We start from the raw sequence: 24,777 nt of genomic DNA, 5'->3' as shown, positions 1-24,777 counted from the left end.
AGTGATGAGGTTCCGCATACCCGCGACGAATTCGGTAACTACTCTGTCTGCAGAGGGCGTTGATCGGCACAATGGTGTCTGTGCCACATGACGACTACGTGGAATTCACCCTGGCCGACGGGGTGGGGGTCCGCCTCGAACTCGCGGCGGTCGGCGAGCGTCCGCAGGAACCGCAGGACGGTTCCGATCTGCCGGACGGCATCGCTGGAGTGACCCCCGTGGGGCGCGGAGCCCGCGTCGGAGAGCTGGCCACCGAGGCGCTGCGGACCGTGCTGAGCCCCCTGGGACCCGTCCTGCAACAGGTGCACGACGCGGTGTGCGGCATCCCCGATCCACCGCACGAGATCAGCGTCGACTTCGGGATACAGATCGGCCAGGACCTCAAGATCGGCATCGTCGGCGCGAACGGCCAGGCCAGCATGACGATCTCGGCCACCTGGCAGCTGCCGGGCGAAAGGCAGACGTGACCTGGTTCGCCACAGCACTGGACGAGACGGCCGCGGACGCCCGCGGCGGGCTCGTGAGGGTGCTGTCCAAGGACGGCACGGCGACGGCGGGGGCCGGTGTGTATCTGGTCGGCCGATCCCTGCTGACCTGCGCTCACGTCGTCAACGCAGCGCTCGGCCTGCGCATCCTGAGCCCCGGCGACCCCGGTGATGTCGTGCTCGACGTGGCGTTCCCCGCGCTGTCCGCCGTCCACACCCGGCGGGCGCGCCTCGCGGTGTGGATACCCCCGCGGGCCGAGCGCCAGGGGCCGGTCGGCGACGGCACCCTGCGCTGGGACGGCGACCTGGCCGTCCTCGAACTGGAGGACGATCCGCCCGCGCCGGTGGGCCCGCTGCGCTGGCTGGGGATGGCGATGGGACAGCAGGTACGCGCCTGGTACGGCGGTGGCCAGGCATTCTCGTACGCCGATGTACGCGTCGCCTCGTACGAGGACGGTGTCGGTTACCTCGACGGCCAGCTGTCCGGTGCGGCCATCGGGGAGGGGTACAGCGGCGGGCCGTTGTGGTCGGTGACCGACCGCGCCGCCGTGGGCCTGGTCATGGGCCGCATCAACGCCCCGGGCTCGGTGTTCGCCGCACAGCACACCGTACGCCGCAGCTGGGGACGGAGCTGGCAGTCGGTCATGGCGGAACTGCGCAGGGCCGGGGCCGTTCCCGATCCACACCTGTCCGCCCTGGGCGCGGAGCCCGCCGCCGGCGTGGACGAGTCGGTGCGCGACATGATGGTCGGCCCGCTGCACACCCTGCTCGGCGACCCCGCGGCACGCGCCGCGCACGCCGGGGCGCTCGCCACCCAACTCGGCCTGCGGGCCCCCGCGGACGGCAGCGCGCCGTCTGTGGAGGAGCTGGCGCAGCTGCTCGGCGGAACGGAGCGGGCGTTGCCCACCCTCGCCGAGTCCCTCGCACCCAAAGTGGCCGATGATCCACGCGGCCGTGCCGAACTCGACCGGCTGCTCGCCGTGGGCCGGGTCACCGAAGCGGCCCGCCTCCTGTCGGTCGCCGAACACCGCGTCCTGCTGGCCAAGCTGGAACACCTCGCGGCGTCGGACCCGGGCCTGCTGCACCGTGCCGCCAACGCCGCGCTGCCCTACCTCGACCTGCCCCGCTCGCTGCAGACCGCCCGCCTCGCGCCGTCCGCCGTGCCCGGCGTCCTCCGGGAGCTGGAGACCTGGCACGGCGACGGGTCCCCGGTGCCCGAGGAGACCCCACGGGTGCCCGCCCTGCTGCGCGTGGTGGAGTACGTTGCCGCCGAGACCGGCGGCCTCGCCTGCCAGGCGCTCCAGGAATGGAGCCGCCGGGTCGCGGCGCGTCTGGGCGTGCACGCCTCTGCCCTGTACGAGCGGCGCGCCGACGCCGAACGCTGGTCACGGCGGACCGCCCCGGCCGGAACCCGGATTCTCGTCGAACTCGACCAGTACGCCAAGGACCCCGCAGGGCACTACCGCTGCTCGGTGTGGCGGGTGCGGGCCGACGGCAGCGCCGCGCGCGCCGTCACGGGAACCGAACGGCCCCGCACCGGCAAGGAGATCGCGCAGCTGGTCCGCGACGCCGCGGACACCACCGACGACGGGGTGCCACTGGTCGCCGTGTCGGTGCCGCCGGACGCGCTCGAACTCCCCGTGGACGAGTGGGACGCGGCCGGAGCCGACGAGGTCATCCCCGCCCCACTGGGCGAGGACTTCCACCTCGTACTGCGCTGCCCGAAGCTGCGTACCCGCTCACGCACCGGAGCCGCCGACCTGAAGCGGCGATGGCGGGCGCGCGCCCAGAGCCCGCCACTCGTGGCCGATCACACCGTCGGCGGGCGAGCGGGGCTCATCGGCCTGCTCAAGACAACCCACAGGGACGGCGCCCGCGTCTACCTCCAGGTATCCGCCGAACACCGGGGCGAACTCCTCCCCGTCTGCCTCGTGATGGGGGTGCCGATCGTGCTCTGGGACCGCGCCGACGGAGACGGGCGCGCGGAGCACCAGCGCGGGTCCGACGCGGGCCCGCCGCTCGCCGCCGTCGCCGCCGAGGGGCCCGTCGACGAACTGCCCGAGCGGCTGCGGCACTTCAGGGTCCGCCGCGCCGCCCACGCCACCGGGGCCGCGCGCCCCTCGCTGGTGTGGGAGGACGCGGGACTTCCCCTGCCGGACGAGCTCCGGCTGGCCGACCCCACGCGAGGAACGGAGCAGTCGGTATGACCAACGGCGAGGACTGGCGGCTGTTCCGCGGTGAGGGCACCATCCGGCCGGTGGACTTCCCCCCGCCCCCGCCGTGGCGGAGGTTCACCGACGCCACCAACGGCGGCGGCCGGCCGCGCCCGTACCTGATCGGACGCACCGAGGCCGACGTGGTGAGCGCCGCCCTGCATCTGCGCCGCCCGCTGCTCGTCACCGGACACCCGGGCACCGGAAAGTCGTCACTGGCCCACGCCATCGCCCGCGAGCTGGCCCTGGGGCCCGTACTGCACTGGCCCGTCAACAGCCGCTCCGTCCTCAAGGACGCCCTGTACGGGTACGACGCCGTCGGCCGACTCCGTGAGACCCACCTGAGCAAGGAGCGCGGCGACAGCGACCCCGATATCGGCACCTTCATCCGGCTCGGCCCGCTGGGCACGGCGCTCGTACCGCGTGACCGGCCGCGCGTGCTGCTCGTGGATGAGCTGGACAAAGGCGACGTGGACCTGCCCAACGACCTGTTGACCGTGTTCGAGGAGGGCGAGTTCGAGATCCCCGAGCTGTCCCGGCTGCCCGAGACGCAGTCCGAGGTGTCGATCCTCGGTTCCGGCGCGGACGAGGAGCCGATCAGGGTGGTCAGGGGGCGGGCGCGGTGCCGGGAGTTCCCCGTCGTCGTCATCACCAGCAACGGCGAGCGGGACTTCCCGCCCGCCTTCATGCGCCGCTGCGTGCGCCTGGACCTGCCAGACCCGGACGAGGCCCGGCTGCGCGACATCGTGGCCGCACACCTCGGTGAGGAGGCACTCGCCGACGTCGACGACCTCCTGCACACCTTCCTCAACCGCAGGGCGCCCGGTGAACTCGCCACGGACCAGCTGCTCAACGCCGTGTTCCTGCGCAAGGGTGGAGTCGACCTCGACGCCGACGGGCTGCTCGACGCGGTCCTGCACCGGCTCGGCGGGGAGATCTGAACGGCCATGGAGCGCGGTGCCCCCGAACCGGCAGGCAGCGACGACCAAGCGCCGCTGACCGCGCTCGGCCAATTGGCACAGCTGACCGGACACGATCTGTCCCTGCACGAACTGCTCGACACCGTCTGGCTCGCCGCGCGGCTGCCGGGCGGAGCCGACGCCCCGCTCGCCCGCTCCCTGAACAACGCCGTGCCACCCGCTTCGGGGCCGGGCACGACCGCGGATGCCTCGGGGCCCGACGATCCCTCGTACACCCGGCCCGCCTCCGACCCCTCACCGGCCCAGGGGTCCGCGCCGCAACCACCCGCCCCGGCGCAGCTGCTCGGCGCCCTGCACGCCGCGGCCGCCGCGCGCAGCGCACCCGAACTGGCCGAGCTCGGCGCGGGACACCGGACGGACCTGCCCGAGGGAGCCCTGCCGGTACGGGTCCCGGAGGAGAAGGCGCTGGGGGAGGACGAACTGCGCTTCGCCCGCGCGCTGAGAGCACTCAAACAGTCCGGCCCCGACCCCTTCCGGACCGAGTTCGACGAGGAGGCCACCACCGCGGCGCTCGCCGAGACAGGGCTGCCGGACATGGTCACGCGCCCCGCGCGACAGCGTCGGCTGAACCTCGTGCTCCTCATCGACGAGGGCATCTCGATGCTGCTGTGGCGGCGGCTCGCCATAGAGCTGCGCACCCTCCTCGAGCGCCTCGGTGCCTTCCGCGACGTCCGGGTGCACGGCCTCGACTCCCGGTCGGCGCGAGCACCGCTGCTACGGGCCCGCCCCTTCGACCCGTTCGCCCCGGCGCTGTCCCCCGCCTCCGTCGTCGACCCCTCGGGCCGCACCCTGATCCTGGTGATCAGCGACGGCGTAGGAGCGTGCTGGCGCGACGGGCGGCTGACGAAAGCGCTGGAACGCTGGGCACGGCACGGGCCGACCGCGATCATGCACACCCTGCCCGCGCACCTCTGGGACGGTTCGGGCATCCGCTCCGAACCGTGGCTGGTGACGAGCAGGCGGCGCGGCGCGGCCAACGACACGTGGGAAGTGACCGACCCACTGCTGCCCGCGGGGCTCGGTGAGGAGTTCGGGCGCGTACCCGTTCCGGTGCTCGAACCGTATCCGCCCGCCATCGCCATCTGGGCACGCCTGGTCGCCTCACCCGGCGCCAGCGCCCGGCTGCCGTTGCTGCGGCCGCCGCACGCCGGGGCGCCGCGCGGCAGCGCCGACACCCGTGGCGCGGACGCGCCCAGCGCCGTCCTGCGTTTCCGCGACGCGGCGTCCCCCGCGGCGTACCGCCTGGCCGCCCACCTCGCCGCGGTGTCACCGCTGACCGTGCCGGTGATGCGACTCGTACAGGCGGCCGTGCCGTGGGAGGCCGACACCGCGCAGCTCGCCGAGGTGTTCCTGGGCGGCTTGATGCGCCAGACAGATCCGGGCGACGCGCACCTTCCCGCGCAGCACCGCCGGTTCGGATTCCCCAAGGACGCCCAGGACATCCTGCTCGACACGGCGTCCCCGGTCGATCTGCTGCGCACGACACGCGCGGTCACCGCCCGGCTGCGCACCCTGGTGGGCCGCTCGCCCGACTTCCCGGCCTGGCTCGCCCACCCGTCAGGCACCGGCGAACTCCTGCCGGGCACCCGCCCGTTCGCCTGGCTCGAAGACCGCCTCCTGACACACCTGGGCGCCAGGCCGATGGCCCCGGCGCCCGAGCCGGCGGTCACGCACGAGGAAGTGCGGCTCCCCTCGGGGATCGACACCTCACCGACCTGGCTGCCACTGCGCCTCCAGGACCTGCACACGCTCGGCCCGTACACACTCCTGCAACGCGACGGATCGAGCAGCAGACCCACCGCGTACATCGGCGAGGACGAGGAGGGGCGTCAGGTGCTGCTGCGGGTGTCGTCGTCCTTCGCGTCGCCCGTCGGCCGGGAGCTGCTCGGTGTCGAACGCCGCGCGCTGCGCCGCATGGAGGGTGCGTACGCGCCCGTCGTCGTCGGCAGCGACCTGGAGGGCCTGCCCACCCCGTGGCTCGCCCTGCGTCTCGACACCTTGGCCGACGGCCGTCCCGCCCCCACCCTGCATGCCCTCCTCGACGCGGCCGGGCCGCAGCCCGGCACTCCGCTGTTCATCTGGCTGGGCTGGCATCTGACCCGCGCGGTGGCGCGCGCCCACCGCCGGGGCATCGTGCACGGTTCACTGTCCCCGGGCGCCGTCCTTGCCACGGAGGAGACGCTGAGCGTCATCAGCTGGACGTCGGCCCGGATCGACGGCGCCTGGAGCGCGTCCACGGCCTCCGTGCCCGCGCACTCCCGATACCGCGCACCGGAGGTCACATACTGGGGAGAGTCGCGGATCGCGGCGGGCGACGTCTACTCGCTGGGCGCGATCCTGCTGCACGCCGCGACCGGCCGTGCCTGGCAGGGCTACGAGCACAGTCTCCTGCACACCAGCACCGAGTTCTCGGCACTCGACGAGGAGCTACGGGAGTTGCTGCTGCGCTGCGTGGCGGTCGAACCGGAGGACCGGCCCACCGCGGGAGAAGTCGCGCGGGCCCTTGGGACACGGCTGCCGGGCGGCGTCGAGTGGGCGGGCGTGGAGGACGAGTTCTGGTCACCTCCGTCCCCCTCGGCCGCTGACGGGGAAGGGGAGTCGGAGGAAGCGAGTGGTCCCGCCAACGACAGTGCCGCCTGGACTGCCACCGTCCGGGCCCCCCTCGACCGTCCGCTGCACATAGCTCTGCTGGGCGTCAAGGACGGGGTCGGCTGCACCACGACGACCATGATGCTCGGCGCGGTCCTCGCCGATCAGCGACAGGAACATGTGCTGGCGATCGATGCCGACAGGCACACCGGAAGCCACGTCCGTATCACCCGACGCGTTTTCCGCAACACGGTGGCGGGCCTGAGCGACCTCGCCGCCGCCCTTCCCGACGTGCACACCTTCGAGGATCTGCAGCTGTTCCTGTCGCCGCACCGCTCGGGCCTGATGGTCCTGGCCGACGGCTCGTTGTCCACGCGGACGGCCGGGGCGTCGTTCTCCGACCAGGAATTCGCCCGGGTGGTCACCGTCACCGGGCGGCACTTCCCCCTCACCCTGGTGGACGCGGACACGCCACTCGCCGCCACCCTCACGCACGCCGACCGCGTGGTGATCGTCTCCCGCGCGGACCCGGCCGGACTCACCCAGGCCCATCGCACGATGGACCGGCTGGTCTCACTCAACCGTCCGGACCTGATCAAGGAGGCGGTCGTGGTGCTCAACCACAGTCGCCCGGCCGCGGGCTGGAACCTCGGCCCCGCTGCCCGCCGGGCCCTCAGCTCACGCTGCCGCGGACTCGTCACGGTCCCACGCGATGATCACCTGGCGATGGGCAGCACAGTCGAACTGTCCTGGCTGACCCCCGAGGCGTACACGGCGTACCTCCGACTCGCGGCGCTGCTGCTCGGGCCCCGGCCCGCCTTCTCCTGAAAGTTGCGCGTCGAAGCGGACGAGGCGTTCTTGGCGTCCATGTTGTTCAAAGTGTCCCGGGCAGAGATGGTCTCGTAGTTCGGAATCCATCAGGCGGCCAGGAATGGGCCGTGAGCATAGAATCCGACGAGCCGGACCTCCACGAAAAGGTGGATCACGGGTGGTACTTGCTCAGTGCCGAACAAGGGCTTCCCGCCGCACCGCCTCCCGGACGTCGACTGATGGATGAGGTGCAGGCGACATGATGCATGAGACCGAGGACATCGAGCACGAGAGACTCCGCGTAGCCCGGCGTCCCTCCGCCCAGGACGCGCCCCCGGTGCTGTGCCGGTTCGACGTCACTCCCACGGTGCCCTTCGACGCGTACGCGGCCGGCCTGCGGTCCGTGCTCGACGTCGCCCTGGGTCTGGCCCTCTCCACGGACTTCGGCGAGGAGGAACTGCCCGCGGCCGCCGTCCCCGAGTGGTTCGCCGCGGTGAGCGGCCCCCGCTTCGCGGAGGCACCGGAGTCCGCGCGGCGGGGCAGGGAGAGTTACGCCGCGGCGATCCGCGGCGGGGCCTGGGAACTCCACGCCTGGCTGCACGAGTTCGACCCCGAGTCGGAAACCCGGGGCTGGGCCTGGTGGGACCTGACGCACTCGCCGGACGGCACCGCCCGGATCTGGGTCGACACCTGGGGCGAGTCCTTCTTCGCCTGCGACGAACTGCGCTGGCTCGCATACGTCGCGGGTTGCGACGACGTGAGCGGGCCGCATCTCGCCAGGGTGGAGAGGTGGCACGAGGCGCTCTACGACGACGGCCGCTCCTGACTCCCGCCACCGCGGGACGCGGGCTCGCCGGTCGCTGAGCGCCTCGGTCGCCGAGCGCCTCGGGCGCCCGCGGATCAGGGCTTGCGCCCCACCGCCCCATACGCGTCGACCGCCGTCATGTCCTCCGCGTCCGGGCGCCAGCGGGTGACCTGGGTGACGCCCGGGTCCACCAGGTCGAGGCCCTCGAAGAAGCCGGCGACCTCCTCGACGCTGCGTACGTAGTAGGGGATCGCGCCGCTCTTGTTGTACTCGTTCGACGCCGCGATCATGCCCTCGCTGGTGGCCGTGGAGTCGCTGACGACCAGGTAACTGCCTGAGGGAAGGCCGGACATGAGGCGGGAGACGAGGTCGCGGGCCTGGGCGTGGTCGGCGACGTGGCCGAGCGTGTTCAGGATGATCAGGGCGACCGGGCGGGACAGGTCGAGGGTCTTCGCCGCCTCCGCCAGGATCGCCTCGGGCTCGTAGAGGTTCGCGTCGATGTACGCCGTCTCGCCCTCGGGCGTGCTGGTCAGCAGGGCCCGCGCGTGGGCGAGGACCAGCGGGTCGTTGTCGACGTAGACGATGCGCGAGTCCGGGGCGGCCCGCTGCGCCACCTCGTGCGTGTTGTCCGCCGTCGGCAGCCCCGTGCCGATGTCCAGGAACTGCCGCACACCCTGCTCCGTGGCGAGGTGGCGCACCGCGCGGCCCAGGAAGAGGCGGCTCGTGCGCGCCACGTCGACCAGGCCGGGGAAGATCTCCTTGATGTGGTCCCCGAGCTCCCGGTCCTTCTCGTAGTTGTCCTTGCCGCCCACGAAGTAGTTCCAGAAACGCGCGGAGTGCGGCGTGCTGGTGTCGATGCGCGCGCGGATGTCAGCGGCTGAGCCGAGCTGGGGGTCATGATCTGACACGGGAGCCTCCTGGCCACGTCAACGTACCCTCACCCGTCGCCGTACCGGTCGGGCCGACGATCAAGTGTTCAACGATCAAGCGACAATGTAGACGGCCCCGAGCGCGGCCTGCCGGCCACCCCGCCTCAGATGCCCAAATCCAACTCCCGCGCCCGCAGACCCGCTTGGAAACGCGAGGTCGCCCCGAGCGCCTCCATGATCTCGGCGACGCGCCTGCGGTACGTGCGGAGCGACATGCCCAGTTCACGCGCCGTCACCTCGTCGGTGTGCCCCTCGCTCAGCGCGCGCAGGACGCGGCGCGCCTCCTCACCCAGCTCGGGAGGCCGCGCCCGGCGGAACTCGTCGAGGCCGGTGGCCGACTCCCAGGCCGCGTACACCAGCGCCCTGACCCCCTCGACCGCGACCGGGCTCCGGATCACCGTGAACGTCCGCACGCCCTGCACCGGCGCCCCGGCGAGGATCGCCACCCGCCGGTCGATGACGATCGCCTCGTGGGCGAGCGGCGCCGCCGAGATGCGAACGTCCGCCCCCGACGCGGCGATCCGGACGAGCCGCGCCTCCGAGCCCGCGTCCGCGAGGGCGCGCGGCGTGTACAGCTTGCGCATCGTCAGGCCGCCCGGGACGAGCGGCGGGCGCCTGCCGCCGGCGAACGCGGCGTTCACACCGGGCGAGAAGGTCACCAGGTCCGCCGCCGCGCACAGGAACTCCTCACGGGCCCCGGTGAACAGGCTCCCGGCCCGGCGCACCAGCTCCCGTTCGCCGCGCAGCGACACGACCTGGTCTGTGTTCTGTGCACTCGTCATGGTGGCGACAGTCTGTGACGCGGCACGGAACCGGTCAACGGCGGCAGGGAACGCGGTCAACGGTGGCAGGGAACGCGGCCAACGGCGGCAGGGAACGCGGTCAACGGTGGCAGCAAGTGGCCACGCGTTCGCGACCGAGGCGGGTGCGGCGGAGGATCTGGCCCATGACGACCACCGAACAGACCTCGAAAGACCTTTCAGCGGGCGCCGGCGCGGCCGGGCAGTACCTCATCGGCGGCGAACTCCCCGTCCACCGCATGGGATTCGGCGCGATGCGGCTGCCCGCCGCCCACTGGGACGGGCCCGCGCACGACCCCGACCGGAGCATCGCCGTGCTGCGCCGCGCGGTCGAGCTCGGGGTGAACCACATCGACACGGCGTCCTTCTACTTCTACGAGGACATCGCGGCCAACGACCTCATCCGCAAGGCCCTCCACCCCTACCCCGACGACCTGGTCATCGCCACCAAGGTCGGCCCCGGCCGCTTCCCGGACGGCAGCTGGACGGACCCCGCGGACCCGGCAGAGCTGCGCGCGGCCGTGCACCGCAACCTCCGCGAGCTGGGCCGGGACCACCTCGACCTGGTCTACCTCCGCTTCCTGCGGACCGACGGCCCCGGCGAGGACCGCTTCGCCACGCTCGCCGCCCTGCGCGACGAGGGGCTCATCCGCCACCTCGGCGTCAGCAGCGCCACGCCCGAACAGTTCGCCGAGGCCCAGGAGATCGCGCCCGTCGCCGCCGTCCAGAACAGGTACAGCCCGCTGACGCGCGAGCACGCCGAGCTGGTCGGCCTGTGTGCGGCGCGGGACATCGCGTACGTCCCCTACTTCCCGTTCGGCGGCGCCGGAGCACCCGAGCTCACGGCACTCCGGCGCGTCGCCGACCGGCACGGGGCCACGCCCGCCCAGGTCACCCTGGCGTGGCTGCTCGCCGTCTCCCCGACGATGCTGACGATCCCGGGGACGTCGTCCCCGGCCCACCTGGAGGAGAACGTGGCGGCGGCCGGACTGCGGCTCGATGACGTTGACCTCGCCGAACTCACCGAACTCACCGAACTCACCGAGCACGCCACGCCCACTGGGCGTGCCTAGGTCACCAGACCTCTTCCACCCACTCCGGGTGGTCGATGAACGGGTTCCGGTTGTGCTGGAACGTGTCGAATATGACCTGGTTCCGGTTCTTCTCGAACGCGTCCGGCGGGTCTTCGTCGCTCCACTTCTTCAGGACCGAAAGGCGGCCGATGGCGGGCGCGCTGCCGTTGTCCACCTGGTCGTTGGGCTCCAGGTCGGGGAAGCCGTTCTCGCCGTCGTAGCGGACGGCCATGTAGAGGATCATGCGGGCCACATCGCCCTTGACCGCGTCGCGGGGTTCGAAGGAGTCGCCGTCGGTGAGGTTGCCGGGGGCTCCGTCGACCGCGCTGCCGCCGTTGTCGAAGTCCTTGTTGCCACGGATGCTGTTGACCGTGACGTCCTCGGGGCGCAGGTGGTGGATGTCGGTGCCGGGGCCGGTCGCCGTGCCGAAGTCGCCGTGCGACTTGGCCCAGACGTGCTCGCGGTTCCAGTCGCCCTGGTCACCGCCGCTGCTGCTCTTGCTCCGTGAGGCGCCGGTGTAGAGCAGGATCACGTTCGAGCTGTTGCCGGGGTCCTCGTCCGTGGTCTTGAGCGCGTCCCAGACCTGGTCGTACGAGAGCTTGGTCTGCTCGCTGATGATCGTGTGCAGCGCGGACTTGAGCTCGGGACCCGTCTTGCCGAGCGCGTCCTGGTAGTACGTGTCGTCGTAGGCCGCTGTGGGGGAGGAGGCGGCCGTGGGGGAGTTGGTGGCCGTGGGGGAGGAGGTGGCCGTGGCGGTGGCCGGCACCGTGATGCCGACGAGCACCGCCGCGGCGGCCAGGGCCAGGGGTTTCCAGCTGTGTACGCGCGGGACGGGCATGTGGGGGGTGTCCTTTCCCGGAGGTCTCGCGCGCCGCGCGCCCGCCCAAGGGGCACGCGGTCTACGCGAGTTGACCAGTCAACAACCGGGAGAGTGGCACGGATGTGCGTACGACTGTGTGAACGTCGTGGAGCGGTTGGGTGACAATGTCATGCACACGGTCGGGCGCCGCCGCGTACATGGTCAGAGGCCGAGCCTCTCCGGTGTCGTCGCCAGTGCCCTGAAGTACTCGCGCGGGTCCGCCACCAGCCGCCGCTCCTTGAGGTCGAGCAGCCCGCCGACGGAGGAGACGGTCGCGGAGACCGTGCCGTCCGCCTTGGTGATCGTCTGCTCGATGCGGAAGGTCTTGCGGTCGCCCCAGATGAACGCGCAGCTCACCGTCGTCTCGTCCCCTGCTCGCAACTCGCTGCGGTACTGGATGGTGCTCTCCAGGGCCACGGGGCCGACGCCCTTGTCCAGGAGGTCGGTCTGCTCGATGCCGGCCTCGCGCAGCAGCGACCAGCGGGCGTGCTCGGCGTACTGGAGATAGACGGCCTGATTGAGGTGCCCCTGGGTGTCCGTCTCGTACCCACGGACGCCGACGCTCACGGAGTAGGGCTCTGTCACGGTGTTCCCTTCGACGGTCTTCGGGTCGTGCTCGATGCGTGCAACTCGGTTGAGCCGTACGGCATTCCGCGACCGCTTCCGTGCTTCCGGATAGTGGAAAAGAGTTTCCAAAATTGGTTGCGTGGGGCATGTAGTCGGTCTACCGTTCTGGCGTCCGGATGTGGCGAGGGGAGCCGGTTCGCGGGGCGGGTCGACTGACTGCTCGCCGTACGAAGTGACCGGCGAGCGGCGACTGCGGGAGGCGAAGGGTGTGCGGTCCACCAAGGGCGTGCGGTCCACCAAGGACGTGCGGCGCGGCACAACGGACTCGGGCGGTGGGGGTGGCGCCGCCGTCGCCGGCCTCTTCCGCGCGCACTATCAGGGACTGCTGCGGCTCGCCTTCCTGCTGGGCGCCGACGGGGACGCCGAGGACGTGGTGGCCGAGGCCTTCTGCCAACTGCATCGCACATGGTCGCGGCTGAGCTCCCCTGAGGCGGCGCTCGGCTATCTCAAAGGCACGGTCTGCAATCTGGCCCGGATGCGACTGCGTCACCTCAGGGTGGTGCGACGGCACGCGCAGCGCCACGTCGAGAAACTCGAACTCTCCGCCGAGCAGCAGGCCATCGTGCGCGACGAACACCGCACGGTGGTACGGGCGTTGCGCTCGCTGCCCGTCCGTCAGCACCAGGTACTCGTCCTGCGGTACTGGCTCGACCTCAAGGAGTCCGAGATCGCCGAGACCATGGGCATCTCGACCGGCGCGGTGAAGTCCCACGCCTCCAGGGGGATGGCGAAGCTGAGCCGGGTCATGAAAGAGGCCGAGGGGTGAACGCGTCCGCCGAGGACCGGCTGCGTCCCGCGCTCGGCCGTCCTCGTGCCGGTCGCCCTCGCCTGCGCGGCCGGCGTCTGGGCGGTGTCCGGGGCCTCCCCGTCCCGGCGCGTGATCTTCCAGGAGTGCGGGAGCGGCCGATGAGGCCCTCAGCCCGGCTGCGGTGCGGCGAAGATCCGCGCCAGCTCGACCCGTGAGCCCACGCCGAGCTTCCGGTAGATCTGGCGCAGGTGGTAGTTGACGGTGTGCGGAGAGCGCGCCACCTGCTTGGCCACCTGCTGGTTGGTCAGCCCTTCGGCCACCAGGCGCGCGACGCGCAGCTCCGCCTCCGTGAGCTCCGCCTCCGTGAGCACCGGCTTTGGGGGCACCGGCTTCGGGAGCTCCGGCTTCGTGAGCACCGGCTTCGGGAAGGACGACGTCTGCCGGCCCGCGTCCGCGGTCGCGTCCGCGGCCGCGAGGTCACGCAGACGGTTCTCGACCCGCGCGGCGTCCGCCCGCGCCCCGATGCCGGAGTAACGCTCCCTGGCCGCTCGCAGACAACGGTGTGCCGCGACGGTATCCGCCGTCCGCCGGCCCGGCCCCAGATACAGCATCCCCAGGTCCTCACTGGCCAGGGCGGCGGCCCACGGATCGCCGTGCTCACGCGCCGCGTGCTCCAGTGCCGCCGCGTCGCCGTGCAGCAGCCCCCGCGCGTGCTCGACGGTGGCGGCCAGCGCGGGCTGTGCCGTGTTCCGTGCCGCGAGGCGCTCCACCTCGCGTACGACGGCGGAGGCGAGGGACGGGTCTCCGGCGGCCTGCGCCAGGCGGACCAACTGCGCCGCGGCTCCGGGGTCCCGGAGGAACAGCGAGGGCCTCACGAGCGCCTCGCGCCGCCCGGCCAGCAGCTCCCCGGCGCTGCGCGGGTCCGCCCCCGCCGTCGTCACGAGGAAGTCGGCCCAGACATGGCGCAGTGAGGGAAGCGAGGGGAACACGGCCTGCTCACCTGCGAGTTCGGCGCGCGCACGCCGCATGTGCGTCCTAGCCTCGTCCGTCTCCCCGCGCCGCAGCGCCGTCACCGCCAGCAGCGAGAGACCCTCCGACGCCGTCGTGCCGACGCCGAGCCGGCCGGCCAGGGCGACCCCTCTCGCCAGGTCCGTCTCGGCCTCCGCGATACGGCCCGAGCCGAGCAGCAGCCGGCCGTGCTCGATCGTCGAGTCGGCGATCGCCTGCCGGTTGCCCGCACGCTCCGCCGCCACCCGCAGCCGGGCCAGCTCCGCCCGTCCCTCGGCGACACGTCCGGCCTGGATCAGCTTGACGGACAAGGCCAGCCGCGGATACGGCCGCCAAGCGGACGGCATTGACCCGTCGGTCATGCGGACAGCCGCACGCCCCCAGAACAGCCCCGCGTCCAGGCGGCCCGACACCCACTCGAGGTGGGACAGGACCGTCGCCGCGACGACGGCCGCGGGAACGCCGCCGTGTCCGGCGAGAACCGCCCGCGCCCGGTCCCGCCGCGCGCGCTCGTCGTCCAGGAACAGCCCGAGGATGCGGTCGGCATCGCCTTCACGGGAGGGCAGTGCCGCGCCGAGCGCGTCCCGCAGACGATCCCTCGTCCGCGACGGGAGCGGCCCGGAAAGGCTCTCCTGTGCCAGGAGAAGGGAGGGCATCAGGGACGGCGCGGGCGGCACGGGCGGCACGGGCGGCACGGACGGCACGGGCGGCACGGACGGCGCGGACGGCACGGGCGGCGCGGACGGCACGGGCGGCACGCGGCGCAGCATCTCCCGCAGTGGAGCCGGGACGTCCGCACTCAGCCGCCGGCGCAGGCACGCGGACCGGAAGGCCAGCCGGTCCCCGGCGAACCGGATCAGGGAGGCGGTGACGGCCTCGTCGAGCGCGGGCAGGAGCGACAGGGTCGTCACCGAGAGCACCTGCGCCACGTCGTGCAGCACGAACGTCTCCCCGACCAGGGCCGCGCCCCGCACGAACTGCCGGGCTCCTTCCGACAGTTCACCGAGACCGGTGTGCGCGGCGGCCCATGTTTCGTTCTTGCACATGAAGTACCCATCAGCGTCGGCTGGTTGACCCTCCTTTGTTGTCCGAGCGGGCGGGCCGGTTTACAGCAGGACACCCGCAACTCCTGTGACGTACGACACGGGTGGTGCGGTGCGGGTGGGTCAGGACTACTCGGTCGAGTAGTTCCGCCGACGCGCGACGGCAGATAGTTTCAAGCCGCAGGCAGTCGCTTCTCAAGGAGCCACATTGATCGACCTCCACTCCGCCGCCGGACCGGGAAAGAAGCCGTCGGCGCCAGGCGGCGGACTTGTCCTCGGAGTGCTTCTTTCGGCGATGTTCATCGTCCAGTTCGACTTTTTCGTCGTCAATGTGGCCGCGCCATCGCTGGAAAGCGACCTCGACGCCAGTGCGGGGATGCTGGAACTCGTCGTAGGCGGTTACGCCTTCGCCTTCGCCAGCGGAATGATCACGGGCGGCAGGCTCGGCGACATCTACGGACACCGCCGCCTCTTCGTCATCGGCATGACCGCCTTCGGCCTCTCCTCCCTGCTGTGCGGCATCACGGCCACACCCGGACAGCTCGTCGCGGCGCGCCTCGTGCAGGGCGCGGCGGGCGCGCTGATGGTCCCGCAGGTACTCGCCGTGATCACCGCCCATTTCCCGGCCGCCGCCAAGCCGCGGGCCCTCGCCGGTTACGGAATGGCGAGCGGACTGGGCTCCATCGCGGGGCAGGTCCTCGGCGGCGGGCTCCTGGAGCTGCACCTCTTCGTGCCCGGCTGGCGGCTGATCTTCCTAATCAACGTGCCGGTCTGCGCGGTCGCCGCCGTGCTCGCGGCGCGTCACCTGCCGGCCCCGGCCTCGGCCCCGGGGCCCCGCGGGAACGTCGGACTCGATCCGGCGGGCGCGGCTGGCGTGTCCCTCGCGCTCGTTCTCGTACTGCTGCCGCTCTCCCTGGGCAGGACCGAGGGCTGGCCCGCCTGGTCGTGGATCTGCCTGGGCGCGGCCTTGCCGGTGGCGGTCGGCACACTGCTCTGGGAGCGCGCGCTGACCCGCGGTCCGGGCAGCCCCGTACTCGACCTCACCCTGTTCCGCAGCTCGTCCTTCAGCTCCGGAATGATCGCCGGCATCGCCTTCCAGCTCTACTTCGGCAGCTTCATGTTCACCCTCACCATGCTGCTCCAGTCCGGGCTCGACCTCGGCCCGCTCGGGGCCGGCCTCGTCTTCGCCCCCATGGGAGTGCTCTTCGCGGGCAGCTCGTTGCTGGGCAGGAGGCTCGCGGACCGGTTCGGCGCGAAGGTGCTCATCGCCGGTAGCGCGGTGACGGGGGCCGGGCTGCTGCTCCTTGCGGTGCTGCTCCACCACTCCGGACAGGACGTCGGTGTGCCGCTGGTCGTGGCGTGCCTCTGCCTCGTCGGGTTCGGGAACGGCCTCGTACTGCCCGCCCTGATCGGTGCCGCACTCGTCAAGGTGCGCCCGGAGAAGGCCGGAGCGGCCTCCGGAGTGCTCACCACGACGCAGCAGTTCGCGAGTTCGGCGGGTGTCGCCCTCGTCGGCGCCACATTCTTCGCCCTGCTCGGCGAGAAGCCCTCCGCGCCGGACTACGCACGCGCCATGACGAGCTCCGCACTGATCGACCTGGTGCTTGTGGTCGCCGTCATGTGCATGTGCTGGGTCATCAAGCGCATTGCCGAATCCGTGCGTCACTGACGAATTGAAGGCACTTCACCCGTACGTCCCGCGGCACCCCCATGCCATTTTCCGGAGCCGAACAGGGGAATTCGATGGACGACATATTGCTCGACGACGTATTGCCCGATGACGTATTGCCGGATGGCGACCCGATGCACGGCAACACCGTCACCGCCCCTGACGGGCGCAAGACACGGTTCGTGGGCGCCGTGGCACGCGAGGTGACCGCCTTCGGCGCACGGTGCGGGAAGCGGGCGGCCTGCACCTGGAGACCACACCGGACGACGTGCACGAGTGCCTGACCGACTGCGACGACGGTGGTCGCCGCCTGGCAGAACTGAAGCCCCCCGCACGGCGGTTCAGCCCTACTCCCGCGAGCCGCCGCCCCCCCATCGAAGCGAGGAGACCCCCCATGGAGCACACGATCGCTCTCGTCACCGGAGCGGCAGGAGGCATCGGCGCCGCCGTGGCACGGGCGCTGGGCGAACGCGGCGTGATCGTCGCCGCCGTCGACAAGGACGCCGGGCGACTCGACGAGACCGTACAGAAGCTGACGGCGGACGGGCTGGCCGCCGAGGCGTTCCCCGCCGACGTCACGGACCGCGCGGCCGTACGCGCGCTGGTCGACGAGGTCGAGCGTCGCCTGGGACCCGTCGAACACCTGGTCAACGCCGCGGGCGTCCTACGGCAGGGACCGGTCGCGGACTTCACCGACGAGGACTGGCACGCCACCTTCGCCGTCAACGTGACCGGCGTGTTCCAGGTCTCCCGTGCCGTGGCCGCCCGCATGGCGTCCCGCGGCCGCGGCGCGATGGTCACCGTCGCGTCCAACGCCGCCTCCACCCCGCGCGCCGACATGGCCGCCTACGCCGCGTCGAAGGCCGCCGCCGCGATGTTCACCAAATCGCTGGGCCTGGAAGTGTCCGCACACGGCATCCGCAGCAACGTCGTGGCGCCCGGATCGACCGACACCCCCATGCTCCGCTCGATGTGGCACGACGACACCGGCCCCCGGGCGACGATCGAAGGCCGGCCCGAGGCGTTCCGGGTGGGCATCCCGCTCGGCAGGATCGCCGAACCGCGCGACATCGCCGACGCCGTCGTCTTCCTGCTGTCCGACCGGGCGGCCCACATCACGCTGCACGAGCTCACCGTCGACGGCGGCGCGACGCTCGGCGTCTGACGGCGCGCGAGAACGGACGTAACCCGAGGGGCACGACGACCCCACCCACCCCATCAGGAGAGCCGAGGAGAGCCATGGCCGGCATACCGCCCATCGCGCCCTATCCCATGCCGACGGCAGGCGACCTGCCCGCCGGTGTCCCCGAGTGGACCGTCGACCCGCAGCGCGCGGTCCTGCTCGTCCACGACATGCAGCGCTACTTCCTGCAACCACTGCCCGAGGGGCTGCGCGAGGAACTCGTACGCAATGTGACGCTGCTGCGCGAGCAGGCACGCGCACAGGGCATCCAGGTCGCCTACACGGCTCAGCCCGGAGGCATGACGGACGAACAGCGCGGCCTGCTCAAGGACTTCTGGGGGCCCGGCATGCGCGTCGACCCGGCCGACCGCGAAGTCGTCGGGCCGCTCGCCCCGGCCGCCGGGGACTGGCGGCTCACCAAGTGGCGCTACAGCGCGTTCTTCCGCACCGACCTCCTGGAGCGCATGCGTGCCGGGGGACGGGATCAGCTCGTCGTCTGCGGTGTGTACGCGCACGTAGGGGTCCTGACCACGGCGGTCGATGCGTACAGCCACGACATCGAGACGTTCATGGTGGCCGACGCGGTCGCCGACTTCACCGAGGACCTCCACCGGCAGGCCCTCGCCCACGCGGCCCGGTGCTGCGCCGTGGTCACCACCGCCAAGGAGGTCCTCGCATGAGCGGCACGGACCCCCTGGCCCGCGTTCTCTCGCCCGGCACGCCCCCCTTCGCCCTGCTGCACCGGCCCGAGAGGACGGGCCCGGACGTGCTCGACCTCCTGTTCGGCGCGGTGTCCTTCCCCGCCTCGCTGCTCGACCTCCCGCTCTCCGAGGGCGAGGCGCCGGGGCCCGGCACACCCCGCCACGAGGTGCTCACGGTCGTGCCCTACCGGCAGCTCGCCGAGCGCGGGTTCACCTGCGCCGACGACGGCTCGCCGCTCATCGCCCTGTCCGTCGCCGACCAGCACTCGCTGCCGGTCGCCGAGGTGCTCGCCCGCATCCCGGACATCGCGGTCGAGCTGTCCGACGGGCACTTCGACGTGGACGACGAGACGTACGCCGAGACGGTGCGCCGCGTCATCGCCGACGAGATCGGCACGGGGCAGGGCGCGAACTTCGTCATCAAACGCGCGTTCGTCGCGGACATCACCGACTACGGCCCGCACAGCGCCCTCACGGTCTTCCGGCGCCTCCTGGAGCAGGAGTCCGGCGCGTACTGGACGTTCCTCATCCACACCGGGGAGCGCACCTTCGTCGGAGCCTCGCCCGAACGGCACGTCAGCCTGCGGGACGGCGTCGCGGTGATGAACCCCGTCAGCGGCACCTACCGCTTCCCGCAGTCCGGGCCCACGCTGACCGGAGCCATGGACTTCCTCGCCGACCGCAAGGAGGCCGACGAGCTCTACATGGTGGTGGACGAAGAGCTCAAGATGATGGCCCGGATCTGCGTCGGGGGCGGCCGCGTGGTCGGCCCGTTCCTCAAGGAGATGGCGCGGCTCGCCCACACCGAGTACTTCATCGAGGGCGAGAGCACCGAGGACCCCCGCGAGATCCTGCGCGAGACGATGTTCGCCCCCACCGTCACCGGCAGCCCGCTGGAGAGCGCCTGCCGGGTCATCGGACGGTACGAGCCCGAGGGGCGCGGCTACTACAGCGGGATCGCCGCGCTCATCGGCCGGGACGGGAAAGGCGGGCGCACGCTCGACTCGGCGATCCTGATCCGCACGGCCGACATCGACAGCGGGGGCAGGCTGGAGATCGGCGTGGGAGCCACGCTCGTGCGCCACTCCGACCCGGCGTCGGAGGCCGCGGAGACGCGCGCCAAGGCGGCCGGCCTCATCGGCGCGCTCAGCGGCAGCCGCCCGGGACGGCTCGGCGCCCACCCGAGCGTTCGCGCGGCACTGGAGCGGCGCAACGAAGGCATCGCCGACTTCTGGCTGGCCGAGGAGAGCGAACGGCGCAGGGAGGACGCGTCGCTGACGGGGCGCCGGGTCCTCATCGTCGACGCCGAGGACACCTTCACCGCCATGATCGGGCACCAACTCGGCTCGCTCGGACTGGATGTGACGGTACGTCGGTTCGACGAGCGGTACTCGTTCGACGGCCACGACCTGGTCGTGATGGGGCCGGGGCCCGGCGACCCGCGCGAGGTCCTGCACCCGAAGATCGGCCGCCTGCGGGCCGCGACGCAGACCCTGCTGGCCGAGCGTTTGCCGTTCCTGGCCGTCTGTCTGAGCCACCAGGTGCTCAGCGCGGAACTCGGGTTCGACCTCGTGCGCAGGAGCGTCCCGAACCAGGGCGCGCAGCGGGAGATCGACCTCTTCGGCGCCACCGAACAGGTCGGGTTCTACAACACGTTCGCCGCACGGAGCCCGGTGGACGAGGCGGAGTGCGGCGACGCGGGCCGGGTCCGGGTGAGCAGGGACCAGGCGACGGGCGAGATCCACGCCCTGCGCGGAGAGCACTTCGCGTCCCTGCAGTTCCACGCCGAGTCGGTCCTCACGAAGGACGGTCCGCGCATCATGGGCACGATGCTCGGCGCGCTCCTCGCCCCCACCCCGCCCCCTTTCACCCTGTCCCTGTCCTGATGAGGAGTACTCGGCGCCATGCTGCTCCAACGCCTTGCCAACCGCGGTATACGACTGGGAACGCTCTTCGAACGAGCGGCGTCCCGGCACCCCACGAATGTGCTGATCCTCGACCACGACCTCGATATCGCGCCCGGCCTCGGCCGCAGAGCCACGGTCACCGAGATCGCCGACCTCGTGGACGACTTCGCCGCCCGGCTGTGGGCCGCGAAGGTCCGCCCCGGCGAACGCGTCGTCGTCCACAAGTCCAACAGCTTCGACATCACCCTCCTGGCCTGCGCGGTGGCCCGCGTCGGCGCGGTGCCGGTGCTGTTGTCGCCGACGCTGGACGGCGGGACCGTCGCCGAACTGGTCGCAAGGGCCGGCCGGCCGTTCCTGGTCACGGACGAGGCCAAGCTCGCGGAGGAACTGCCCGCCGCCGTCCTCGACACGGCCCAGCGGGTGCTCCTCACCTCGGGCGACCACGAGGGAGCCACGCCGCTCGCCTCGTTCGCCGGGGCGGAGCGCGTCCCCACGGTCACCATGCCCGCCGGGCATCCGGCATTGATCACCCACACCTCGGGGACGACCGGCACCCCGAAGCTGGCCGTCCACACGGGCCGGACCCTCCAAGCCCGGTACCGGCCGCAGGCGGCGGCCCTGGCGCCTCTCGTGCCGAAGCGGGAGACGACGGCCCTGCACGTCTCGTTCGTGCACTCACGGCTCTTCACCGCCCTCGCCATCTCACTTCTGCGCGGCTTCCCCGTCCTCGTGCTGGCCGATTCCGGGCCGCGGCAGGTCGCCGACCTGTTCGCCCGCCTGCGCCCGGGCATTCTGGAGGCCCACCCCAACTCGTTCATGGAGTGGGAGCAGCTGGCCGACGACCCGCGGCGGCCGCTGGCGAACGTCAAGCTGTTCAGCAGCACGTTCGACGCGATCCACCCCCGTACCGTGCACCGCCTCCTGCACGCCACGCGGCGCAGGGCCCCGCTCTTCGGGCAGCTCTACGGGCAGAGCGAGATCGGCCCCGCGGTGGTCCGGGCCTTCACCAGGCGGCGCACCCTGGACGACGACGGGCGCTGTGTCGGCATGCCGTTCCCCGGGATGACCGACGTCCGTGTCGTCAGCCGTGACGGGAACCCGCCCTCCGAGACCAACCCGGGCTACATCGAGGTGCGCAGCGACGGCCGGATCGTCACGTACCTGGGCGAGCGGGACCGCTACGACCAGCAGGTCTCCCACGACGGCTGGTGGCGGATGGGCGACGTGGGCTACCGCACCGCATGGGGCTGCGTCCACCTCCTGGACCGCGAGGTCGACCTCATCGAGGGGTTCGGCAGCACCCTGGCCGCGGAGGACACCCTCATCGGCAGGCTCGACCAGCTCACCGAGGTCATCATCGTGCGGGGCCCGGACGGCAGGGCCGTGCCCGTGGTGTGCACGAAGAACGACGAGCCGCTGGACCCGGCCGCCTGGAACACGGCCGCCGCGACGCTCGCTCCCATGGCGCGGCCCGTCCAGTGGCGCATCGAGGACCTGCCGCAGACCGCCACCACGAAGATCAAGAGACTGGAACTCGCCGGGCTGCTGGCAGCGGGCATCCTGCCCGCACCCGGGAGGGAGGCACCCGGCACGGACGCGCCCGGCACGGACGCGCTCGGCACGGATGCGCTCGGCACGGATGCGCTCGGCAGGGATGCGCCCGGCAGGGACGCCCCTGGCAGGGATGCCCCTGGCAGGGATGCCCCCGGCAGGGACGCGCTTGGCACGGATGCCCCCGGCACGGATGCCCTTGGCAGGGGCGCGCTTGGCACGGATGCGCTCGGCAGGGGCGCGCTTGGCACGGATGCGCTCGGCAGGGACGCCTCCGGCACGGACGCGCTCGGCAAGGACGCCCCCGGCAAGGGCGCGCCCGGCAGTGACGCGCTCGGCAAGGACGCCCCCGGCAAGGGCGCGCCCAGCAGGGACGCCCTCGGCACGGACGCCCCCGGCACAGATGCGCTCGGCACAGACGCCCCCGGCACGTCCCGGACCGCGTCGTCCTCGCCGCGCTCCGTCCCCGCTCACGCCCTCCGTGGCGACGCCAGTACATAGCGGGAGCGTCCGCCCCCGCGCGGTTCCGTGTGTTCGCTGACCTGCCAGCCGGCCCGCTCCAGGGCCGCCCCGCACGCCCGGAGTCCGTCCGGCGTCGCGTCGCGCACGGCGACGGCCTCCGGCTGTGGTGTCGCGTCGACCCGGTAGCCGTCGCGGCCGGGGGCCGCGGGGCGGCAGCCCGCCGCCTCCAGGGCCAGCGCCGCCGCCCGCACGAGATGCGTGCGCTCCCAGCCGCAGGGGCGGTCCCGGGCGCCGTCCGGATTCGTCATGCGGCGCAGCTCGACCAGGCCCTCCCACGCGCTGCGCACCTCCCGTGCCCGGGCGGGGCCCTCGACGGCGGGCGGTGCCGTCTCCGCGCCGGTGCGCGCGGCAAACCCCCCTGAAGCCGCTGCGGCCGCGGGTGCGGGCGACGGCTCCGGAGCGGTGTCCGCGGCGCCCTCCTCCCGTACGCGATGACCGGCGGCGGTCAGGAAGTGCGCGTGCGGCGGCCGCGGGTGACGGAAGGCCAGACGCGCCCGCACCAGGGCCGTCAGCTGGGCCTCGCTGCCGGACAGGCGCCCGGTCTCCGGGTCCGCGGCCTCGATGATCCGCCGCTGCGCGGCTGTCGGAGGCTTCACCGCTCGCACCCCTTCCCCTGGCCGGTTCCGTCGACCGGTCAGGTCAACTACTGCCGATGGTGCCCTGAGCCACTGACATCAGGAGTTCGAGGACCCGCCGGTCCTCGTCGGCGCTCGCCCGCTCCCCGGGCGTGCCGGGGTACGTGTCCAGGAGGACGTCCGTGGCGCCGAGCCCCGCCAGCGTCTCCAGGTCACCGCGGACCTGGTCGACGCTGCCGTGGCCGAGCGGCCGCTCCGGAGTGTCCTGCTGCTGCCCGAGCCGGATCTGCAGACGCGGCACCAGGTCCGGCGCGGGACGGCCCGCGGCCTCGGCCTCCGCCGCGATGCGGGGAAGCGCCTCGCCCAGCAGGGCCCGGCTCGGCATGAACGGGTGCCAGCCCTCGCCGAGCCGGGCCGCGCGGCGCTGCGCCGCGGGCGAGTTGCCGCCGACCCAGACGGGAAGGCAGGGGCTCGACGCGGGGGCCGGCGCGGTGCGGACACCCTCGTACGCGACGTACTTGCCGTGGAAGGACGTCGGGTCCTCGCGCCAGGCGGCGCGGATCGCGGTGAGGTACTCGTCGGTGATCGCGCCGCGCTCACGGAAGGGCACCCCGAGCGTCTCGTACTCGGCCGCCGACCAGCCCACCCCGGCGCCGAGCACGAACCCGGCGTCGTTCAGCCGGTCGATGTTGGCGGCCAGGCGCGCGGTCTGCAGCGGGTGCCGGTACGGGATGACGGTGATGGTCGTGCCCAGCCGCAGCCCCGGCACGCGGCCCGCGAGGTACGCGGCGAGTACGAACTGGTCGTAGAACGGCGCCGGGTAGACCTCGTGGACGTCGGGTGTCACCGCTATGTGATCGGAGATCATCGCGAACTCGAACCCGAGATCGCGGGCGTCGGTGGCCTGCCGGAGGAGGGAGTCGGGGGTCGTGCCTGAGCCGAAGTTGAGGAGGTTGATGCCGTATCGCATGGCCGCAGTCTTGATGATCATCCATACGTGTGTCGAATGACGTCACTTCGGCAGTCGGCAGTCGGCCGTCGGTAGTCGGCAGTCGGTCACTTCAGCAGCTGCGGGCGCAGGTTCCAGCTCGCCACCACATGCCGCCGGTGCTCCGTGCTCAGCCGGCTCACCGTGCCGGTGGCGAGCAGGAACATCGAGCCGCCCGACGCGGGCAGGCCCAGACGACGGGCCGCGAGGACGCGCAGGAAGTGGCTGTGGGCGAAGAGGACGACGCTGCCCTCGTTGTCGGCGAGCGCCGCGTCCACCTTGGCCAGCATGCGGTCGGCCCGCTCGCCCACCTGCTCCGGGCTCTCGCCGGGATGCTCCGGCGGGCCGGGCGCGACACCGTCCGTGAAGAGGTACCAGTCCGGCCGGGTGCGGTGGATCTCGACGGTCGTGACGCCTTCGTACGCGCCGTAGTCCCACTCGCCGAGGTCCGGGTCCACCCGGGCGTCCCCGAACCCGGCCAGCTCCGCCGTCTCCCGCGAACGCTGCCGGGGACTGGTGAACGCCGCCCCGATCCGGAACCTGCTGATGAGGGGGGCCAGCGAGCGGGCCTGCTCCCTGCCGTTGTCGGTGAGGGGGATGTCCGTCCAGCTGGTGTGCTGCCCCGAGAGGGACCACTCCGTCTCGCCGTGCCGGACGAGGAGCAGATCACCCATGATCGCGCCGTTCCTGTTCTCCCGGTGGTGGCGGGCCG

The 24,777-nt window shown here is 72.3% G+C and carries 19 protein-coding genes and 2 pseudogenes; 13 read left to right on the top strand and 8 right to left on the bottom strand.

What is annotated here, in order from left to right:
- Window positions 1–71 precede the first annotated feature (71 nt).
- The 5 genes from AB0N81_RS18325 (at window position 72) to AB0N81_RS18305 (ending at window position 7,903) form a co-directional block, all read left to right on the top strand.
- Window positions 72–467 carry a CU044_2847 family protein gene (locus AB0N81_RS18325; RefSeq protein ID WP_365359364.1) on the top strand — a complete coding sequence of 132 codons (396 nt, stop codon included), beginning with the start codon at window positions 72–74 and terminating at the stop codon, window positions 465–467.
- A complete protein-coding gene (locus tag AB0N81_RS18320) occupies window positions 464–2,692 on the top strand; it encodes a trypsin-like peptidase domain-containing protein (protein WP_365359362.1) in 2,229 nt (742 codons plus the stop codon). The genes AB0N81_RS18325 and AB0N81_RS18320 overlap by 4 nt, the downstream gene beginning before the upstream one ends.
- Window positions 2,689–3,639, top strand: coding sequence for a MoxR family ATPase (locus tag AB0N81_RS18315; RefSeq protein ID WP_365359360.1), 951 nt, complete (start codon window positions 2,689–2,691; stop codon window positions 3,637–3,639). The genes AB0N81_RS18320 and AB0N81_RS18315 overlap by 4 nt, the downstream gene beginning before the upstream one ends.
- A gap of 6 nt (window positions 3,640–3,645) precedes the next feature.
- Complete coding sequence (locus AB0N81_RS18310; RefSeq protein ID WP_365359358.1) at window positions 3,646–7,095, top strand: SAV_2336 N-terminal domain-related protein; 3,450 nt, start codon at window positions 3,646–3,648, stop codon at window positions 7,093–7,095.
- A 241-nt stretch (window positions 7,096–7,336) separates the two neighbouring features.
- Window positions 7,337–7,903 carry a hypothetical protein gene (locus AB0N81_RS18305; protein WP_365359356.1) on the top strand — a complete coding sequence of 189 codons (567 nt, stop codon included), beginning with the start codon at window positions 7,337–7,339 and terminating at the stop codon, window positions 7,901–7,903.
- Window positions 7,904–7,977: 74 nt separating this feature from the next.
- Here AB0N81_RS18305 and AB0N81_RS18300 read toward each other — a convergent pair whose 3' ends face one another.
- Both AB0N81_RS18300 and AB0N81_RS18295 read right to left on the bottom strand, forming a co-directional pair.
- Complete coding sequence (locus tag AB0N81_RS18300; protein WP_365359354.1) at window positions 7,978–8,790, bottom strand: SAM-dependent methyltransferase; 813 nt, start codon at window positions 8,788–8,790, stop codon at window positions 7,978–7,980.
- 125 nt (window positions 8,791–8,915) lie between these two features.
- Window positions 8,916–9,593: a DNA-binding response regulator gene (locus AB0N81_RS18295; protein ID WP_365359352.1), complete on the bottom strand. Its 678-nt coding sequence runs from the start codon at window positions 9,591–9,593 to the stop codon at window positions 8,916–8,918.
- Between the two features lie 164 nt (window positions 9,594–9,757).
- On the opposite strand from AB0N81_RS18295, the gene AB0N81_RS18290 reads away from it, so the two are divergent.
- Window positions 9,758–10,684, top strand: a complete 927-nt coding sequence (locus AB0N81_RS18290) for an aldo/keto reductase (RefSeq protein ID WP_365359350.1) — start codon at window positions 9,758–9,760, stop codon at window positions 10,682–10,684.
- Between the two features lies 1 nt (window position 10,685).
- On the opposite strand, the gene AB0N81_RS18285 is transcribed toward AB0N81_RS18290, so the two are convergent.
- Window positions 10,686–11,522, bottom strand: coding sequence for an endonuclease (locus AB0N81_RS18285; RefSeq protein ID WP_365359348.1), 837 nt, complete (start codon window positions 11,520–11,522; stop codon window positions 10,686–10,688).
- A gap of 183 nt (window positions 11,523–11,705) precedes the next feature.
- Window positions 11,706–12,128 carry a thioesterase family protein gene (locus tag AB0N81_RS18280; RefSeq protein ID WP_365359346.1) on the bottom strand — a complete coding sequence of 141 codons (423 nt, stop codon included), beginning with the start codon at window positions 12,126–12,128 and terminating at the stop codon, window positions 11,706–11,708.
- 250 nt (window positions 12,129–12,378) lie between these two features.
- Here AB0N81_RS18280 and AB0N81_RS18275 point away from each other — a divergent pair, with 250 nt between their 5' ends.
- Window positions 12,379–12,936, top strand: coding sequence for a SigE family RNA polymerase sigma factor (locus AB0N81_RS18275; protein ID WP_365359344.1), 558 nt, complete (start codon window positions 12,379–12,381; stop codon window positions 12,934–12,936).
- Window positions 12,937–13,085: 149 nt separating this feature from the next.
- Here AB0N81_RS18275 and AB0N81_RS18270 read toward each other — a convergent pair whose 3' ends face one another.
- Complete coding sequence (locus tag AB0N81_RS18270) at window positions 13,086–14,972, bottom strand: helix-turn-helix transcriptional regulator (RefSeq protein ID WP_365359342.1); 1,887 nt, start codon at window positions 14,970–14,972, stop codon at window positions 13,086–13,088.
- Window positions 14,973–15,177: 205 nt separating this feature from the next.
- Here AB0N81_RS18270 and AB0N81_RS18265 point away from each other — a divergent pair, with 205 nt between their 5' ends.
- The 6 genes and pseudogenes from AB0N81_RS18265 to AB0N81_RS18240 form a co-directional block, all read left to right on the top strand.
- The gene (locus AB0N81_RS18265; RefSeq protein ID WP_365359340.1) at window positions 15,178–16,638 is read left to right on the top strand and encodes an MFS transporter; all 1,461 of its coding nucleotides are present in this window, start codon (window positions 15,178–15,180) and stop codon (window positions 16,636–16,638) included.
- A gap of 128 nt (window positions 16,639–16,766) precedes the next feature.
- A pseudogene (locus tag AB0N81_RS18260) lies at window positions 16,767–16,927 on the top strand (3-deoxy-7-phosphoheptulonate synthase); the annotation flags it as partial.
- A 105-nt stretch (window positions 16,928–17,032) separates the two neighbouring features.
- The gene (locus AB0N81_RS18255; protein WP_365359508.1) at window positions 17,033–17,803 is read left to right on the top strand and encodes a 2,3-dihydro-2,3-dihydroxybenzoate dehydrogenase; all 771 of its coding nucleotides are present in this window, start codon (window positions 17,033–17,035) and stop codon (window positions 17,801–17,803) included.
- A 74-nt stretch (window positions 17,804–17,877) separates the two neighbouring features.
- Window positions 17,878–18,501, top strand: a complete 624-nt coding sequence (locus AB0N81_RS18250) for an isochorismatase family protein (RefSeq protein ID WP_365359338.1) — start codon at window positions 17,878–17,880, stop codon at window positions 18,499–18,501.
- Window positions 18,498–20,408: an anthranilate synthase family protein gene (locus AB0N81_RS18245; RefSeq protein ID WP_365359336.1), complete on the top strand. Its 1,911-nt coding sequence runs from the start codon at window positions 18,498–18,500 to the stop codon at window positions 20,406–20,408. The genes AB0N81_RS18250 and AB0N81_RS18245 overlap by 4 nt, the downstream gene beginning before the upstream one ends.
- Window positions 20,409–20,426: 18 nt before the next feature.
- Window positions 20,427–21,986 (top strand): annotated as a pseudogene (locus tag AB0N81_RS18240) (class I adenylate-forming enzyme family protein); the annotation flags it as partial.
- A 464-nt stretch (window positions 21,987–22,450) separates the two neighbouring features.
- Here the strand turns inward: AB0N81_RS18240 and AB0N81_RS18235 are convergent.
- The 3 genes from AB0N81_RS18235 to AB0N81_RS18225 all read right to left on the bottom strand — a co-directional run bounded on the left by AB0N81_RS18235 (window position 22,451) and on the right by AB0N81_RS18225 (window position 24,739).
- On the bottom strand, window positions 22,451–23,098 hold the full coding sequence (locus tag AB0N81_RS18235; protein WP_365359334.1) for a hypothetical protein: 648 nt from the start codon (window positions 23,096–23,098) through the stop codon (window positions 22,451–22,453).
- Between the two features lie 43 nt (window positions 23,099–23,141).
- The gene (locus tag AB0N81_RS18230) at window positions 23,142–24,068 is read right to left on the bottom strand and encodes a TIGR03619 family F420-dependent LLM class oxidoreductase (RefSeq protein WP_365359332.1); all 927 of its coding nucleotides are present in this window, start codon (window positions 24,066–24,068) and stop codon (window positions 23,142–23,144) included.
- Between the two features lie 65 nt (window positions 24,069–24,133).
- Window positions 24,134–24,739 carry a histidine phosphatase family protein gene (locus tag AB0N81_RS18225; RefSeq protein WP_365359330.1) on the bottom strand — a complete coding sequence of 202 codons (606 nt, stop codon included), beginning with the start codon at window positions 24,737–24,739 and terminating at the stop codon, window positions 24,134–24,136.
- Between the last annotated feature and the right edge of the window lie 38 nt (window positions 24,740–24,777).

It is taken from the genome of Streptomyces sp. NPDC093510 (genome assembly GCF_040683555.1).
GTDB lineage: Bacteria > Actinomycetota > Actinomycetes > Streptomycetales > Streptomycetaceae > Streptomyces.
Note: the sequence above shows the minus strand (reverse complement) of the source record. Positions and strands in the feature narration are given on the sequence as shown.

What these genes read in the sequence shown, in the direction of transcription:
- AB0N81_RS18310 (WP_365359358.1), top strand. Translation starts at nt 3,646, where the DNA reads ATGGAGCGCGGTGCCCCCGAACCGGCAGGCAGCGACGACCAAGCGCCG.
- AB0N81_RS18325 (WP_365359364.1), top strand. Translation starts at nt 72, where the DNA reads ATGGTGTCTGTGCCACATGACGACTACGTGGAATTCACCCTGGCCGAC.
- AB0N81_RS18290 (WP_365359350.1), top strand. Translation starts at nt 9,758, where the DNA reads ATGACGACCACCGAACAGACCTCGAAAGACCTTTCAGCGGGCGCCGGC.
- AB0N81_RS18305 (WP_365359356.1), top strand. Translation starts at nt 7,337, where the DNA reads ATGATGCATGAGACCGAGGACATCGAGCACGAGAGACTCCGCGTAGCC.
- AB0N81_RS18295 (WP_365359352.1), bottom strand. Translation starts at nt 9,593, where the DNA reads ATGACGAGTGCACAGAACACAGACCAGGTCGTGTCGCTGCGCGGCGAA.
- AB0N81_RS18255 (WP_365359508.1), top strand. Translation starts at nt 17,033, where the DNA reads ATGGAGCACACGATCGCTCTCGTCACCGGAGCGGCAGGAGGCATCGGC.
- AB0N81_RS18270 (WP_365359342.1), bottom strand. Translation starts at nt 14,972, where the DNA reads ATGTGCAAGAACGAAACATGGGCCGCCGCGCACACCGGTCTCGGTGAA.
- AB0N81_RS18315 (WP_365359360.1), top strand. Translation starts at nt 2,689, where the DNA reads ATGACCAACGGCGAGGACTGGCGGCTGTTCCGCGGTGAGGGCACCATC.
- AB0N81_RS18245 (WP_365359336.1), top strand. Translation starts at nt 18,498, where the DNA reads ATGAGCGGCACGGACCCCCTGGCCCGCGTTCTCTCGCCCGGCACGCCC.
- AB0N81_RS18230 (WP_365359332.1), bottom strand. Translation starts at nt 24,068, where the DNA reads ATGATCATCAAGACTGCGGCCATGCGATACGGCATCAACCTCCTCAAC.
- AB0N81_RS18285 (WP_365359348.1), bottom strand. Translation starts at nt 11,522, where the DNA reads ATGCCCGTCCCGCGCGTACACAGCTGGAAACCCCTGGCCCTGGCCGCC.
- AB0N81_RS18250 (WP_365359338.1), top strand. Translation starts at nt 17,878, where the DNA reads ATGGCCGGCATACCGCCCATCGCGCCCTATCCCATGCCGACGGCAGGC.
- AB0N81_RS18225 (WP_365359330.1), bottom strand. Translation starts at nt 24,739, where the DNA reads ATGGGTGATCTGCTCCTCGTCCGGCACGGCGAGACGGAGTGGTCCCTC.